Origin of the sequence: Celeribacter litoreus (assembly GCF_020165855.1) — a bacterium.
Lineage (GTDB): Bacteria > Pseudomonadota > Alphaproteobacteria > Rhodobacterales > Rhodobacteraceae > Celeribacter > Celeribacter litoreus.
The window spans coordinates 858,964-874,591 of sequence record NZ_JAIUFY010000005.1 but is presented as its reverse complement, the minus strand read 5'-3'; the positions used below and the strand labels follow the sequence as shown (position 1 = coordinate 874,591).

The 15,628-nt window shown below is 60.5% G+C and carries 14 protein-coding genes; 2 read left to right on the top strand and 12 right to left on the bottom strand.

The features are described from left to right. The first annotated feature begins 9 nt into the window (after positions 1–9). Positions 10–351 (top strand): DUF427 domain-containing protein, encoded by a 342-nt coding sequence (locus LA304_RS06335; RefSeq protein ID WP_224502264.1) that lies wholly within the window; start codon positions 10–12, stop codon positions 349–351. Between the two features lie 75 nt (positions 352–426). Here the strand turns inward: LA304_RS06335 and LA304_RS06330 are convergent, their stop codons facing one another. Then, positions 427–2,109, bottom strand: coding sequence for a chloride channel protein (locus LA304_RS06330; protein WP_224502263.1), 1,683 nt, complete (start codon positions 2,107–2,109; stop codon positions 427–429). 99 nt (positions 2,110–2,208) lie between these two features. Between LA304_RS06330 and LA304_RS06325 the strand changes: the two genes are divergently transcribed. Continuing rightward, complete coding sequence (locus LA304_RS06325; RefSeq protein WP_224502262.1) at positions 2,209–3,576, top strand: FAD-binding oxidoreductase; 1,368 nt, start codon at positions 2,209–2,211, stop codon at positions 3,574–3,576. A gap of 38 nt (positions 3,577–3,614) precedes the next feature. On the opposite strand, the gene recN is transcribed toward LA304_RS06325, so the two are convergent. The 11 genes from recN to LA304_RS06270 form a co-directional block, all read right to left on the bottom strand. After that, a complete protein-coding gene (gene recN / locus LA304_RS06320) occupies positions 3,615–5,267 on the bottom strand; it encodes a DNA repair protein RecN (protein ID WP_224502261.1) in 1,653 nt (550 codons plus the stop codon). 19 nt (positions 5,268–5,286) lie between these two features. After that, on the bottom strand, positions 5,287–6,123 hold the full coding sequence (locus LA304_RS06315; protein WP_224502260.1) for an outer membrane protein assembly factor BamD: 837 nt from the start codon (positions 6,121–6,123) through the stop codon (positions 5,287–5,289). A 174-nt stretch (positions 6,124–6,297) separates the two neighbouring features. Further along, positions 6,298–7,233: a UDP-3-O-acyl-N-acetylglucosamine deacetylase gene (gene lpxC / locus LA304_RS06310; RefSeq protein WP_224502259.1), complete on the bottom strand. Its 936-nt coding sequence runs from the start codon at positions 7,231–7,233 to the stop codon at positions 6,298–6,300. A gap of 285 nt (positions 7,234–7,518) precedes the next feature. Then, a complete protein-coding gene (gene ftsZ, locus LA304_RS06305) occupies positions 7,519–9,186 on the bottom strand; it encodes a cell division protein FtsZ (RefSeq protein ID WP_224502258.1) in 1,668 nt (555 codons plus the stop codon). Between the two features lie 432 nt (positions 9,187–9,618). Then, a complete protein-coding gene (gene ftsA / locus LA304_RS06300) occupies positions 9,619–10,950 on the bottom strand; it encodes a cell division protein FtsA (protein WP_224502257.1) in 1,332 nt (443 codons plus the stop codon). After that, a complete protein-coding gene (locus LA304_RS06295) occupies positions 10,947–11,924 on the bottom strand; it encodes a cell division protein FtsQ/DivIB (protein WP_224502256.1) in 978 nt (325 codons plus the stop codon). The genes ftsA and LA304_RS06295 overlap by 4 nt, the downstream gene beginning before the upstream one ends. Next, a complete protein-coding gene (locus LA304_RS06290; RefSeq protein WP_224502255.1) occupies positions 11,912–12,823 on the bottom strand; it encodes a D-alanine--D-alanine ligase in 912 nt (303 codons plus the stop codon). Before LA304_RS06290 ends, LA304_RS06295 begins: the two co-directional genes overlap by 13 nt. 121 nt (positions 12,824–12,944) lie before the next feature. Beyond that, positions 12,945–13,910, bottom strand: a complete 966-nt coding sequence (gene murB, locus LA304_RS06285) for a UDP-N-acetylmuramate dehydrogenase (RefSeq protein ID WP_224502254.1) — start codon at positions 13,908–13,910, stop codon at positions 12,945–12,947. Further along, entirely contained in the window at positions 13,907–14,167 is a 261-nt protein-coding gene (locus LA304_RS06280; RefSeq protein WP_224502253.1) for a DUF2484 family protein, read from the bottom strand. Before LA304_RS06280 ends, murB begins: the two co-directional genes overlap by 4 nt. Beyond that, positions 14,164–14,436: a DUF2484 family protein gene (locus LA304_RS06275; protein WP_224502252.1), complete on the bottom strand. Its 273-nt coding sequence runs from the start codon at positions 14,434–14,436 to the stop codon at positions 14,164–14,166. Before LA304_RS06275 ends, LA304_RS06280 begins: the two co-directional genes overlap by 4 nt. Then, a complete protein-coding gene (locus tag LA304_RS06270) occupies positions 14,433–15,620 on the bottom strand; it encodes an APC family permease (RefSeq protein WP_224502251.1) in 1,188 nt (395 codons plus the stop codon). Before LA304_RS06270 ends, LA304_RS06275 begins: the two co-directional genes overlap by 4 nt. Positions 15,621–15,628 lie beyond the last annotated feature (8 nt).

The window sequence follows — 15,628 nt, the reverse complement described above, 5'->3', positions numbered from 1 at the left end:
GATGAAAAGATGGGTGATGATATTAAGATCCGTCCGGCTGGCGGAAAGTGGGTTGTGCGAGCAGGTGGTGCGGTATTGGGTGAAACCGACCGTGCATTGGAACTGAGCGAGGGGGAATTTCCTCCTGTCATTTACTTCCCGCGCGAAGATCTCGCGATGGCCTTCCTCGAGGAGACCGACACCGTCTCCAGCAACCCTTTTAAAGGCGAAGCCAAGCACTTTGACATCCACACCAAATCTGTCGTGATCGAAAATGCAGCCTGGTCCTACGAGACGCCGAAAGACGCGACACTCGGCGTCAAAGGTTACGTCGCCTTCTATCCGCAGAAGGCCGCTGTCGAGCAGCTGTAAGCCAGCTTAAATTTATGTGATTGACCAACGCGGCGCTCTAACGAGTGCCGCGTTTCTGGTTCGCAGGAGGCATGATCACGAATGCTCTTCCGCTGCCGTCTCTGCGAGTTTTCGCGAAAACACCCGTAGTGCGTCGACCTGAAACAACGCCCCGTAAAGCTCCGGCCCCGTGTCTTCACGCAAGGTCACGACGGGAATAAAGATCAGGTTGTGCTTCTCGAACATCGGCATCGCCTTTTCGAGCGTCGCGTTGGGCGAGATATAAACACCCTTCGAGATCAGGTCGCGACAGTCCTTCTCGGAGGCCGCCCGTGGCGCGTCGGGCGCGCGGTAGCATTGATGGACGCGCACCGTCGCAAGCAGATAGGCCTGTGGCCCAGCGGCCAGATGCACATCGCGGCGTTCCAGAAGGGTGAGGAAGAACGAGCGATCCACGAGACGTGACGCCAGCGCGGTGGAGAGCGACACAGCCACCATCACGGCCAGACCCGTCTGCCAGTCGCCCGTGAGTTCAAACACAATCAACGTCGTCGAAATCGGCGCGCCTAGGACCGCCGCGGCGACCGCCCCCATACCGGCGAGCGCATAAAGCGTCACCGTGCCTGACACGTTCGGAAAGATGCTGGTGGCGATGAGGCCAAATGCTAATCCGGTCAACGCTCCGACCATGAGCGCAGGAGAGAACACCCCGCCCCCCATGCGGCCCGCCATGGTGATCGACACGGCCACGACTTTGACCACCGCATACATAATGGCCGTCCAGAGCAACAATTCTCCGGTCAGCGCAGAGGAGGTCGTCTCATAGCCGACCCCGATGATATGCGGGAATTTGATCGCGATGAGGCCGAGCAAGAAGCCCGCCACCGCAGGGCGCAGTACAGGGGGCAACTTGGTCTTCTGCTGCACCCATGTCCCGAAATCATCAGCCATAAAGATCGTGCGCATGAGCAGCACTGCCACGACGCCGCAAATCAGACCGAGGATGACAAAGGCGGGAAGCTCGACATAAAAACTCAACGCCCCCTCTTCGGCGAGCACAAACTCCGTCACCCCGCCGAATTCGATCCGGTTGATGACGGTCCCCGCGACCGAGGCAATCGCAATCGGCGCGAACGCATGCACGGCAAAATGGCGAAGCACGACTTCGAGGGCGAAGAGCGCCCCCGCAATCGGCGCATTAAAGGACGCGGACACAGCGGCGGCGACCGCACAGCCGAGCAAATCGCGCCCCGTAATGCCGTTGGCATGGAGGCGGTTTGATACCCAAGTGGAGATGACAGCTGCAAGGTGGACGACAGGCCCCTCACGACCGGATGACCCACCGGTCGACAGAGTGATCAACGACGCGGCAGCGGATGCAAGCCCCGCGCGCTTTTCGACGCGCCCCGCATTGAGTGCCGCGCCTTCAATCACATCTGCGACGGAGCGCACCCGCCCGTCCGGCGTGAACCAGTTCAAGATGATGCCAACGGCCAATCCACCCAAAACAGGAAGGGTCAAAACCCAGAACCAAGGCAGCTCACGCGCGACCGTGTGCAGGTGCCGTAGGTCGGACGTTCCGTAAAGAAAGCTCTGCAAGCGGTCGATGCCGAGACGAAACCCCAGAGCAGCGAACCCGGACGCGATCCCGATCAAGAGCGCAATGAACCAGAACTGGATCTGGCTCGGCCCCTTCGCACGCACGAGATCAAGCGTCTCACGCAGACCTTCGCAGATCTCTTTCCACGCCTTTCGCGGGTATCCCGGTGTTTCGGACATGTTCGTCCAGTATCCCCTCTTGTGCGCCGCTGCCTGCTTTCCCTGACGGGCGCCTTCCCCTATGGTCGCGCAGCCGAAGAAACAGACAATGAGTCCGCAATGATCTCCGATACCGCCTTCGCCGAGCTTTCCTCTGTTCTAGAGACTCGGCTCACCCGTTCCAAGTCTGAACTCGATCAGCATGGTCTCTCCGAAACATGGTTTCCCCTGACACCACCAGAGGCCGTCGCCTATCCGGAAAGCACTGAGGAAGTGTCTCAGATCATGAAGATTTGCCACGCGCACGGCATTCCCGTAACGGCCTTCGGCGCAGGCACATCTCTTGAGGGGCAGACGCTTGCGATTTCCGGCGGGATTGTCGTGGACTTTACCCGCATGAACCGTGTGCTGCGCGTCAATGACGCCGACATGGACGCCATCGTCCAGCCCGGCATCACCCGCGAAGAATTGAACGTCGAGCTGCGCACCACGGGTCTCATGTTCCCCGTTGACCCCGGTGCGAATGCCTCGCTCGGCGGCATGGCCATGACCCGCGCTTCCGGCACCACGGCTGTGAAATACGGAACGATGAAAGAGAACGTCATCGGGCTTGAGGTCGTGCTCGCGGACGGCTCTATCATCCACACCGGCTCCCGCGCCCGCAAATCGGCGGCAGGATATGACCTGACCTCTCTGATGGTCGGCTCCGAGGGCACGCTTGGCCTGATCACAGAGATGACCGTGCGGCTGCATGGTCAGCCGGAGGCCATTTCTGCCGCAGTCTGCTCCTTTGAAGAAATGGGCCCCGCCGTTGAGGCCGTAATCGCCACAATTCAAGTCGGTCTTCCCATGGCACGGATCGAATTTCTCGACGCCGAATCCGTGCGGGCCGTAAACGCGTATTCTGGCGCGGACTTCCCGCTCAAACCGCATCTCTTCGTCGAATTCCACGGCTCCGAGGGCGCGGTCGCCGAGCAGGTCGAGCTTTTCGGTGAGATCATCCACGACTTCGGCGGCTCCGACTTCGAGTGGGCGTCCAAAGCAGAGGATCGCAACGCACTCTGGACCATGCGCCACCACGCCTATTGGGCCTGTCTCGCGCTCCGCAAAGGGGCGAAAGCCGTTGTGACCGACATCTGCGTGCCGATCTCGAAACTCGCCGAAGCGGTCGAGGAAACAGCGCAAGACATCGAAGCCTCCCCGATCCAGGGCCCGATCCTCGGGCACGTCGGAGACGGAAACTTCCACGCCATCCTTCTGGTGGACCCGAACGACACCGAGGAAATCAAACTCGCCAAAGACCTCGCCCACCGCATGGCGGAACGTGCGCTGAAGTTCGGCGGCACGATCACGGGCGAACACGGCATCGGCTTTGGTAAAAAGAGCCTGATGGATGCGGAGCACGGCGCAGCTTGGGCCGTTATGGGTCAGCTCAAAAAGGCGCTCGATCCGACGAACATCCTCAATCCGGGTAAGCTTATCCCCTAAGAAAAAAGGCGCGGGGCCAATCGCCTCGCGCCGTTAATTTAGCCTGCGAGCAATGCGCGGGCCGCCTCTCGGGCCGCGTCGGAAATCGTATCCCCCGACAACATCCGCGCGATCTCATCGACCCGCGCGCCGTCTTCCAGAGGCGTGACCTCCGAGAGGGTCATGCCATCCTCGATGCGTTTCGCCACACGCCAGTGATGCCCACCCAGCGCCGCGACCTGCGGGCTGTGCGTCACGACAAGCACCTGCCCCTCGTCCGACAAAGATTTGAGCCTGCGCCCCACGGCATCCGCCGTGGCACCGCCCACACCGCGGTCGATTTCGTCAAAAATCATCGTCACACCGTTCTGGTCACGGGTCAGGCAAACTTTGAGCGCAAGCAGGAAGCGGGACAATTCACCGCCGGAGGCAATCTTGTTCAGCGGACCCGCCGGTGCGCCAGGGTTGGTCGCAACGGTAAACGACACCGCATCGCGCCCTTCCGGCCCTGCGTCCGTCTCTGCAATCTCCGTGGAGAACACCGCACGCTCCATTTTGAGCGGGGCGAGTTCCTCCGCCATCAGCGCATCAAGCTCCATCGCCGCCGCAATGCGGGCGCCCGTCAGCGCAGTCGCCGCCGCATCGTACAGGGTCTGTGCCGTCGCCAGACGTTTCTCAAGCTTCGCAAGGTCCGCTGCCCCACCATCGAGCGCAGCGAGTTTTTCTCGCAAATCCTCCGCAAACGTCCCGAGATCATCCGCCAGAACGCCATGTTTGCGAGCCAAGCCACGGATCGCGAACAAGCGTTCCTCAACCATCTCCAAATCATGCGGATTGAACTGGAGCGCCTCGATACAGCTTTCCACACCCGCCTGCGCCTCAGCCAATTCATTTAGAGCCCGCCCGAGGGCATCAATCGCCTCGTCGAGTTTGCCCTCGGCCTTGTCAGACGCCCCTTCGAGCCACTTGAGCGCGTCAGAGAGCATTCCCTCCCCACCGTCGTATCCTATGGCCTGATAAGCCTTGGATACGTCCGCTGCGATCTTTTCTGCCGATTGCATCAGACGGCGTTCCGCGTCGAGCTTCGCCTCTTCTCCTTCCTCTGGCCCCAATGCGTCCAGTTCGGACACAGCGTGACGCAGAAACTCTTCTTCGGATTTCAACGCGTCCTGCGTCGCTTCCGCCGCGCGGAGGTCCTTGCGGGCTTGGGAAAGTTCTGACCACGCCGCGCGCGTCTCCTTGAGCGCCGCGTCCAACCCGCCGAATGCATCGAGCAACACACGGTGCCCGCGTGGGTTCAAAAGGCCGCGATCGTCGTGCTGCCCGTGCAACTCGACCAACAGGTCCGAGAGCCGTCGCAGCACATCACCCGACACCCGCCGGTCATTGACCCAGGCCGTCTTACGCCCATCCGCGCTATTTACGCGCCGCAGGATCAGTTCGCCGTCCTCGGTGTCGATCCCCATCTCTTCGAGGAGCGCTTCAGCGTCGTGCCCCTTTGGCAGATCAAAGACAGCGCTCACTTCGCCCTGCTTCGCCCCCGCCCGCACGAGATCGGCGCGCCCTCGCCAGCCAAGCACAAAGCCAAGACTGTCGAGCAGAATGGACTTCCCCGCGCCGGTCTCCCCCGTGAGCACATTGAGACCCGGCTGAAACTCAAGCTCCAGCCGATCAATGATCAACATGTCCCGGATATCGAGACTTCTCAGCATGTAAGTGCGTCCTGCAGACTCAGAGCCATTCGCCGCGGATCATCTGGCGATAGACCGCGCCGAGCCAGTTGTTATCAAACACTTTGACCTCAAGTCCCTGCTGCGTCAGCAGTGCATAACTCGCCTCATACCACTCCGAAGACTGGTAGTTATAGCCGAGGATCGCGCCAGCGGTCTGGGCCTCTTCGATCAAGCCGAGCGACAGATAGCTCTCGACGAGACGGTGAAGCGCCTCTGGCGTGTGCTGAGTGGACTGGAAGCTCTCGACCACAACACGGAACCGGTTCGAGGCGGCGGCGTAATGCTTGCGCTTGAGGTAATACCGCCCGATCTCCATCTCTTTAGCGGCGAGGTGGTCAAAAGCGAGGTCGAATTTCAGAATCGCAGAGCGCGCATATTCGCTGTCGGGATAGCGCTCGATCACCGTGCGCAATTCTTGCAGCGCGAGGAAAGTCAGCCCTTGGTCGCGACCCACATCATCGATCTGGTCGTAATAAGAAAGCGCGAGCAGGTATTGCGCGTAGGCGGCATCTTCGTCTGCGGGATAAAAATCGAGGAAGCGCTGCGCGGAGACACGCGCGTTCTCGTAATCACGATCACGGTGGTAGGAGAACGCCTGCATGATCAAGGCGCGTTTTGCCCAGTCGGAATAGGGATAGAGACGTTCAACTTCACCAAAGAATTCAGCCGCATCCCCGAAATCTTTTTGTGTGATCTCGTATTCGGCACGGGCGTAAATCTCTTCCGCCGGATAGCCCTCTAGGTTCGCTGTGGGCGCGTAATCCCCGCAAGCTGTCAGAAAAACCATGGAGAGGCCAAGAGCCACACCCAATCCGCCTGTTTTACTTGCCGTCATAAAAGGCCCTATCTTCAACGTCTCCCCCCGTCTCTCGCGGGTCGTGGACACACTCCTAGCACAGAAAAATCCGGTGCAAAACGTCTTTGCACAGGATTTTATGTCACGGCTGAGAGAGTGTCTGCCCCAAAACACGCACAGGTCTCTGAGGCAGTCTATTTGGCATGGTGCGCCTTAGGCACAGGCCGCGAGATCAGCGTGGCTCACACCGGCTCCAGGCAGACGCGCTGCAGTCGCCCCGTCCACCGTCACATAGGCCCAGGCACCCGGCGTCGCAAAGAGCGCGCGCAGCAACTGGTTGGTCACGGCGTGGCCGGATTTATCGCCGACATAGCGCCCGAGGATCGGAGCGCCTGCGAGGAACAGATCGCCAAGAGCATCGAGCATTTTGTGGCGCACAGGCTCATCCGCACGGCGCAGACCGCCCGGAGACAGAACCTCCGCGTCATCAACGACAACAGCGTTCTCGAAAGTGCCGCCGAGGGCGAGACCGTTCTCACGCATGTAATCCACGTCGGCCTTGCGGCAGAAGGTGCGGCAGTCGGACAGCTCGCGCACAAACGCGCCATTCGACATCTTCAGGTGCTTATCCTGCACCCCAATGGCTTTGTCGGAAAAGTCGATGTGGAAATCGATCTCCATCGTATCCGCCGGCTCAAGGCGTGCGGTGGCCGTGTCGGTTTTGACTTCCACAGGCTTGAGGATCTTGAGCGCGCGCAGGGCACCGCCCTGTGTTTCGAGGCCAGCGGCCAGAATACCGTCAACAAACGGAGCTGCTGAGCCATCAAGGATCGGAACTTCCGGCCCGCTCACGGACACGATCGCATTAACGACGCCACAGCCAGCAAGGGCCGCCATGATGTGCTCGATAGTCGAAAGCTCGACACCGTCTTCGTTGCGGATCAGCGTGCAGAGCTGCGACGGGACCACAACATCCCAACGGGCCGGGATGACCGCATCGCGTGTATCGGACGCGTCGGCCTCAACGTCGGAACGGATAAAGGTGATGCCGCTATTCACAGGGGCTGGAGAGACGACCATGCGCACAGGCGCGCCGGAGTGGAGACCCACACCGTCGAAGCGGATGTTCTTTGCGACTGTCTTTTGCACGGCTCTGGCCTCACGTTTCTTCTATGTCGGGCGGTCGAATGCCACCCGCGCTTATGATGTAGTCGAAGTATCGCGAGCTTTAACCTTCTCTCAACTCAAAGATTGTAACGAAATGAAACATCCCGCCCCGTGAGAAGGCAGATTCCCGCGCACATCCTCGCGGCAGCGCAGCAAGTAATTGTAAAAAAACGAAAAAGACCGCCCGAAGGCGGCCTTTCCATGCTGTAACACGTCGTGAACGTGAATGTTGTGTGTCACAAAATTAACGGTTTGTGACGGCTATTTTCAGTTCGCCTGACGACGCAGGAACGCAGGAATCTCGATCTTTTCTGCCTCGGGATTCGGGTCCTGATCTTCGTCGTAGGACTGGTGAACCTGCGGACGCGCCTGCGGCTGAGCGCCGAAACGGGCCTGCGGTTGCGGGGCCGGAGCCTGACGCGGTTCTTCGGCGTGGCCGGTCATACGACCGATCAGAGAGTTGATCCCAAAACGACCTGCTTTCGCTGGTTCCGCTTGCGGCTCGGGGCGTGCTTCTGCACGCGGTTCCGGACGGGCCTCTGCACGCGGCTGCTTGGACACAGCGGCCTGAAGACGGGCAAGCGCCTCGGGCGTCGGTGTGCCAGGTGCAGGTGCACGCGGTGCGACAAAGGCTTCGGCTTCCGGTTCCTGCATAGCCTGCGGTTGCGGAGCGGGCTGCGGGCGCGGCTGGTAGGCCGGCGGCGGCAGATCATCTTCGAGCGCGCGGAAAGTCTCGGTCGGCTCATCCTCGACGCGGCGGGTGTTCACCTGCGGGTCAAAAACATCGAGGGACGGCTGCACGGGCTCACGCGGCTGTGCCGGCTCAGGAACTGCTGCTGCCTTCGGCTCGAAAGAGCGAGCCTCGGCTTTCGGTTCCGGTGCGGGGGCCGGAGCAGGCTCTGCAGCTTGCTCGGGGGCCGAAAGCGGCTCGGACAGACGACGGCGCGGCATCGGCACGTCGGCGACAGCAGTGGCGTCGATGCCAGTAGCCACCACGGACACACGCATGGCGCCTTCCATGTTGGTGTCGAGCGTGGAGCCCACGATGATGTTCGCTTCCGGATCGACCTCTTCACGAATGCGGTTTGCCGCTTCGTCGAGTTCGAACAGGGTCAGGTCATGCGAACCGGTGATGTTGATGAGAACACCTTTCGCACCTTTGAGCGAAATCTCGTCGAGCAGCGGGTTTGCGATCGCCTTCTCAGCGGCTTGGATCGCACGATCCTCACCGGTGGCTTCACCGGTGCCCATCATTGCCTTACCCATTTCGTCCATCACGGAACGCACGTCTGCAAAGTCGAGGTTGATCAGACCCGGACGGACCATGAGGTCGGAAATGCCCTTCACGCCCTGATAGAGAACATCGTCGGCCATGGAGAACGCTTCGGTGAAGGTCGTCTTCTCGTTGGCGAGACGGAACAGGTTCTGGTTCGGGATCACGATGAGCGTATCGACCATGCGCTGAAGCGCGTCGACGCCCTCGTCCGCCTGACGCATACGCTTTGCGCCTTCGAACTGGAACGGTTTGGTCACGACGCCAACGGTCAGAACACCAAGCTCACGCGCGGCCTGCGCGATGATCGGGGCTGCGCCGGTGCCGGTGCCGCCGCCCATACCGGCGGTGATAAAGCACATGTGCGCACCCGCGAGCTGGTCGACGATGGCTTCGATGCTCTCTTCCGCAGCGGCTGCGCCAACAGAGGGGCGTGCGCCTGCGCCGAGACCTTCGGTCACTTTCACACCCATCTGGATGCGCGATTGAGCCTTGGCGTGCTGAAGGGCTTGCGCGTCGGTGTTCGCGACAACGAAGTCGACACCCTCCAGCTCCTTCTCGATCATGTTGTTGACAGCGTTTCCGCCTGCGCCGCCCACACCAAACACTGTGATTTTCGGTTTCAACTCGTCCCGCTCGGGCATCGTCAGATTGAGAGCCATGATCGTCCGCCTGTTTTGTTAACACGGGTCCGTCCGGCCTATTCTTCCGGAGACCCGACGTGTCCCTGCCCGCCTGAATCGCGGGCAAATTTTACCTATCCTGGGAGAATCCTACGTGTTTTCGGCCTGTTCGTCACCCCGAAAACACATTCACGCCACAAAATCTGGGGCCAATTCTTCAATTTTCGGCGGGATTATGCGCACTCACCTAGATTTAGCTGATTGAGGCAGTCGCACATCTAGAGAACGGTAAAAACCGCTACAACGACGATAAATCCCGAATGGGATTTCTATGGCATGTCGGAACTCTGCTCGGTGCCTGACATATGGGACGCACGAATGAAATCGCGCCTATTTTGGTCGAGATCCTCATTTCGCGGGATCACTGCCTCTTCACGTATCCTACAGGCAGCCGCGCCGAAGCGCAATTGCTTACCAGTTGTCCTTGAACCACCGCACCGCGCGCTTGAGAGAGCGCGATGGATAGCGTTCTGCCGGAATCTCGAAATCCCACCATTCGTCTTGCGGATGGGCCGCAAACAAGCACAGACCGACAGAGGCGGCAAACGCCGCGCCAGTCGCTGCCTGCGGTAGACCCTGCACACGCAGCGGACGTCCGATGCGGACATTCTGCCCGAGGATCTTCGGCGCAAGCGTCACGAGACCCGGAATTTGCGACGCGCCACCTGTGAGCACGATCTGCTGCGACGGCAAATGCTCAAAGCCCGCTGCATCAAGGCTATCACGGACGCCTTCGAGAATTTCCTCGACCCGCGGACGGATGATGCCAATGAGTTCGGCACGGCTCACAGTACGACGATCTTTGTCCCAATCGCCGCTATCGCCACCGATCTCAATCATCTCGCGGTCATCCATTCCCGTCGCCACAACGCCGCCGTAGAAGGTCTTGATCCGCTCCGCTGTCGCGAGCGGGATCTGGAGCCCCATGGCAATATCAGACGTGACGTGATCACCGCCCATCCGCACGGAATCCGCAAAGATCATGTGCTTCTTCATGAAGATCGACACATCCGTCGCGCCGCCGCCCATATCGACACAGGCCGCACCCAACTCTTGTTCATCTTCCACAAGAGCGGAAATGCCGGACACATAGGCGCCTGAGGCGAGGCCCGCGACTTCGAGATCGCAACGCTTGATCGCGTAGAGAAGGTTCTGGATCGTCGCAGAGTCGACCGTGAGCATGTGCATATCGACCGCAAGGTCCTGCCCGATCTGGCCACGCGGATCTTTGAGGCCGGAGCGGTGATCAAGTGCAAAGTTCACTGGCTGCGCGTGGAGCACATCACGATGCGTGCCGTAATCAGGCACATCCGATGCGGCGAGTACGCGGGCGACGTCCTGTTCGGAGACAACATCCGTTTCGACCTCGACCTGACCGGCCAGACCATAGGACCGTGGCTGACCGCCGGAGAAACACGCGATGACGTGGTCGACGCGCGTCTGCGCCATCTTTTGTGCGGCCTGCACAGCCGTACGGATGGCACGTTCGGTTTCGGCCATGGCTTCAATCTCGCCAAAGCGCACACCGCGCGAGCGCGTCGTCGCGGCACCGATCACGCGGAAAGAGGATTGCCCCGCGAGCGGCCCGACACCGTCCCCACCGGTAAAGCTGTCCCCGTCGAACCGGAGCACAAGGCAGGCGATCTTGGAGGTGCCAACATCGAGAATGGCGATCACACCGCGCTGGAGTGCCGCTTTGCGCATGTTCCGCATGGCCCGCTGGGCGTCATAGAGATCGGTCATCTGAAAGAAACTCCCATTTCTATCGCGCGCAAACGCTCCATCTCGGAGACGGCGGCTTCAGTCAGTCTAAGGGTCGGTCGATCTGGCCGACGCAAATCCACATGAGTTGCATCGCGTTCGAGAAGGTCTTTGGCTTGATCCATCGCGATCACCTGCGCCAAGGCCCCGAGCGGGTTCTTTTCTGGCAGCATGATCACTTGATCACGATCGAGAACGAGATCCCAACGGCGCTCGCCGACGCGCACGAGGCCGCGCAAGCGGTTCTCCAGAGGACGCGCCGCTTTTAGAAGTCTGATCGCCTGCGCCACTTCACGTTCCGCACCCTCCCCTGCGATCAGGGGGAGATCTGGGCGATCAAGGCGGCTCTCAAGCGCAGCAACGCGGTGCCCTTCTGCATCGAGTAGCGTGAGGCCATTGCTCCCGCGCCAGACAACCGCGGGCACGCGTTCTTTGACATCCACCTGCAAAATCCCGCCCGCACGAACGCGCAGCCCCGCGCTCTCGACGGCATCGAGTTCTTCAACGCGGCTGAGTTGTTCCTGTAGATCGAGAGAGAAGGACGAGATCGGAAAATCGATCGAGGTCACTTCGCGAATTTCTTCCGCAAGCCCCTCGGATGCGCCATCGATGGCCATGAGCTTGACCATGAATTCCGGACGGTTCTGAATTTCGAACTTCGCGGCCGCATAGGTATCGGTGAAGGCGCGGCGGTTCTCTTCGGATGCGAACCAAATAGCAGCACAACCCGCGACGGCCAACACGGGCGCAACGCGGCGCAGGAAAAAGCGGACCGACGGCGTGAGCCAGAGACGGTTCATCCGGTAGGCCGTGCGGGACGGTGCCGGATCGCGGGGGCGATGCGCACCGGCATCGCCGCGACGCGCACGCAGCGCCCGCGCGACAGCTTCAGACACCCGCGCAGAGCCGCCCTCGGTCGGGCCTTTCGCAAACTCGGACGGGTCTACCGGTCGCATGACGCGTCCTCCACCATCCATTTACAGAAGGCACCAAAGGTAATGCCGCTTTTCTGCGCCTGCTCCGGCGAGAGCGACGTAGGTGTCATGCCGGGCTGGGTATTGGTCTCCAAGAGGATCAACCCTTCAAGACCCTTCGCTTCATCCCAACGGAAATCTGTCCGCGAAACACCACGGCACCCGAGCGCCTTATGTGCCCGCAGAGCGTAGTCCTGACAGGCCGCCGTGATCTCTTCCGGCAATTCGGCGGGGCACACATGGCGCGACCCACCGGCGGAATACTTCGCCTCATAATCATACCAGCCGTCCGTGAGGATGTCGGTCACACAGAGCGCCTTATCCCCCATGACGGAACAGGTCAGTTCGCGTCCAGGAACGAATTGCTCAACCATCAGAACGGGCGGAAGATCTTTGGAGAGCGCCGGTGTCTCATCACCTTCACGGATGAGATAGACGCCCACAGACGACCCCTCATCATAGGGCTTCACCACGTAGGGCGGCGCCATCACATGGCTGGCTTCGATCTCGCCATGGGTCGCCAGAACAGACTGCGCAATCGGCAGACCTTCGCGGCGGTAAATCTCTTTGGTCTTTTCCTTGTCCATTGCCAGAGCAGAGGCAAGAACACCGGAATGGGTGTAGGGAATGCGCAGCCATTCGAGGAGGCCCTGTACACAGCCATCTTCGCCGTAGCGACCATGAAGGGCGTTAAACACGACATCGGGCGCGACCTCTTGAAGGCGCGCGCAGAGGTCATCCCCTGCATCGATCTCGACCACTTCAAATCCTTCACCCCGAAGAGCTTCGGCGCATTCACGCCCGGAGACCAAGGACACCTCGCGCTCAGCCGAGGGGCCACCCTTGAGAACCGCTACTTTCGGGGACTGCCTGCTCGACATGTCCACTCGCCTCAAATTGTTCGGACCATCTTTTGCGGCCCTTTTTTGGAATTGCCCCGTTTCGGGGTCTTTACCGTCACAGCCTGCTCTGACTGCGCAAACGCCGAAGCGTCTGTTATTTTTATGTATCTTCCGCCTCGGTCAGCCCGTCAAGAACCTCTGGCCCCGCGAACACGCCGACACGTTTGATTTCCCATTGTAACGCGATACCGCTGTTTTGGAATACCTTTTTTCGCACCGTCTCTCCGAGTTCTTCGAGATCGTGTGCGGTCGCTTCACCGGTGTTGATCATAAAGTTCGAGTGCTTCTCGCTCATCTGCGCCCCACCGATGGAAAAGCCGCGCAGACCGGCGTCATCAATGACTTTCCATGCCTTGAGATCATGCACGTCGTCGGCCTTCCCCGTCGACGAAAATCCGGCAGGATTGCGGAAGGTCGAACCCGCCGTGCGGTCTTTCACCGGCTGTGTCGCGTCGCGCTTGGCGAGTTGGTCCGCCATGCGGGTTTCGAGCATCTCGGGATCGCCGTGCTCGGCAGAAAAGGTCGCCTCGACGATGACCCAACCCTCCGGTAGGTCGGTTTGACGATATTGAAAATTCAGGTCGTCCGCTGTCAGCGTGACAATCTCTCCGGCGCGTGTCACAGCGGTCGCGGACACGAAATGATCCGCGACATAGGTACCATAGCAGCCTGCATTCATCCGCACCGCGCCGCCGATGGCCCCCGGAATGGTCCGCAGGAACGTGAGGTCAAGCCCCGCTGCTGCCGCTTTGCGCGCGACATGGGCATCAAGCGCCGCCACGCCCGCTGTCACACGTCCCGCCTCTGCGTCGATCTCGATCCCGTTGAACCCGCGCCCCATGCGGATCACCACGGCTCTGAGCCCGCCGTCCCGCACGATCAGGTTGGAGCCAACGCCCATCGGAAACACCTCGACCGAGGGATCAAGCGCGGAGAGAAAGCTCTGCAAATCCTCAAGATCCGCAGGCTGGAACAGCGCATCTGCAGGCCCGCCCACACGCAACCATGTGAGGTCGGAGAGCACGCGGTTCTCCGTCAATTTTCCACGGACGTCAGGATATGTCATTGTGCGGGACCTTTTGCGAATAGCTTGCGGATCCACCGGCCGAGATAAATCACCGGCCAGCGCAGGATCGACACACCCGCAGCAAAGCAGATGAGCGCGATCCATGGGCCGTTCTCATATGTGACGTAGCCCAGAAGGGGAACCCCCAGCGCGATCAGCACATAGGCCGCAGGCCAGTGGTGGTGGCGCGACGGGAACATGGCGATCACATTGGCCAGAATGGCCCAGATGCAAGCGAGCGCGAGAGATAGGGTCATTTTGTCTTCCCATCCTGTCCTTTGAGACGCCGACCAAGATATCGCCAGAGAGCGATCAAAGGCTTGCGAAACAACGAGGCGGCCGCAGCCAGTCCGATCAGCACCGGCCAGACACCGTATGTCATGCCGGTCCAAATCAACAAAACGGGCAACATGGCGAGCAAGCTCAGGCCCGGAACGATTTGATACTTAATAGGTAACGGTGCAAGCGCCATACACGCAAGCGCCCAGATCGCCATGGCCACAAGAGGGTTCAGCAACTCGTTCATCCGACCGCTCCCATAACAAAAGCAAACAGTGCCAGAAGTGCAAACACCAGCCCCACCACCGGCACCCAGTCCGCAACCCGGAACGGGGCTTTTTGAGACTTGCGTTTGAGGAAAATCAGGCTCCCGTTTACGACAGAAAACACGATGAGCAAAATAGTGGAGGTGACACCAGCAAGGTTCGCAACCGGCATTGTCAGCGCCGCACCGATGACCACCACGCCGATCAGTGACGTCGCGAGAACAGGTGTGCCAAAGCGCGGGTGTGCATGGTGAAAGACCCTAAAGATGCTGCCACGTTTGCCAAGCCCGAACAGCACCCGCGCCGCCATAACGACCTGCGCAAGCACGCCATTGAGCGCCGCTGTCGCCGCAATCGCGGAGAGGAGAACGGCTTGCCCGCCCCCCGCTTCATACACGAGAGCCAGCGGACGCTCCGACTCCGCTAACACTTCGAGCGGCACGGCCCGTACCGCCGCGATGGTCACGCCGGCGTAAAGCAGCGTCGTAATGACCAGCGAGGCAATGATCGCAATCGGTAGCGTCCGCTCCGGTCGCCGCACCTCTTCGGCCATGTTCACAATGTCTTCGAACCCGATGAAGGCGAAGAAGGCGAGCGTCGCCGCCACACCGACACCGGGGAGATAGGGCATCGTCGGCGTTGCAAAATCGGGCGACATCGGCGCGTGCCAACCGGACCAGACGACGAGGCCAAGCCCGATGACCTCAATCACCGTAAACACAGCCGCCATCGCAAGGCTCTCCAGCACGCCGACAATGGCGACGGCCAAGAGCAACAGGCCAAGACCGCCAATAGCCACGGCAAACGGTATATCGACAAACCCGATTAAGTACCCCGCGCCGCCGCGCAAAACGGCGGCTGCGGATATAGTCCCCGCCATGACGATGGCGACACCGACGATCAGCCCCAGCAGACGGGAGCCAAAGCCCGCCTCGACATAGGCCGCTTCACCAGCAGCTTCGGGAATACGGGTCGAGAGTTCAGCATAGGAGAGCGCGGAGGGCGCGGCGATTAGACCTGCGAGTAGAAACGCCAAAGGCGCATACAGCCCCGCCTGCGCCGCGACCGCACCCACGAGCACGTAAATGCCCGCGCCTACCATAACACCGACACCATAGGCCGTCAGAAGACCGGGACCGATCCTCCGTTTCAAAGCCTGTGCCATCGCTGCCT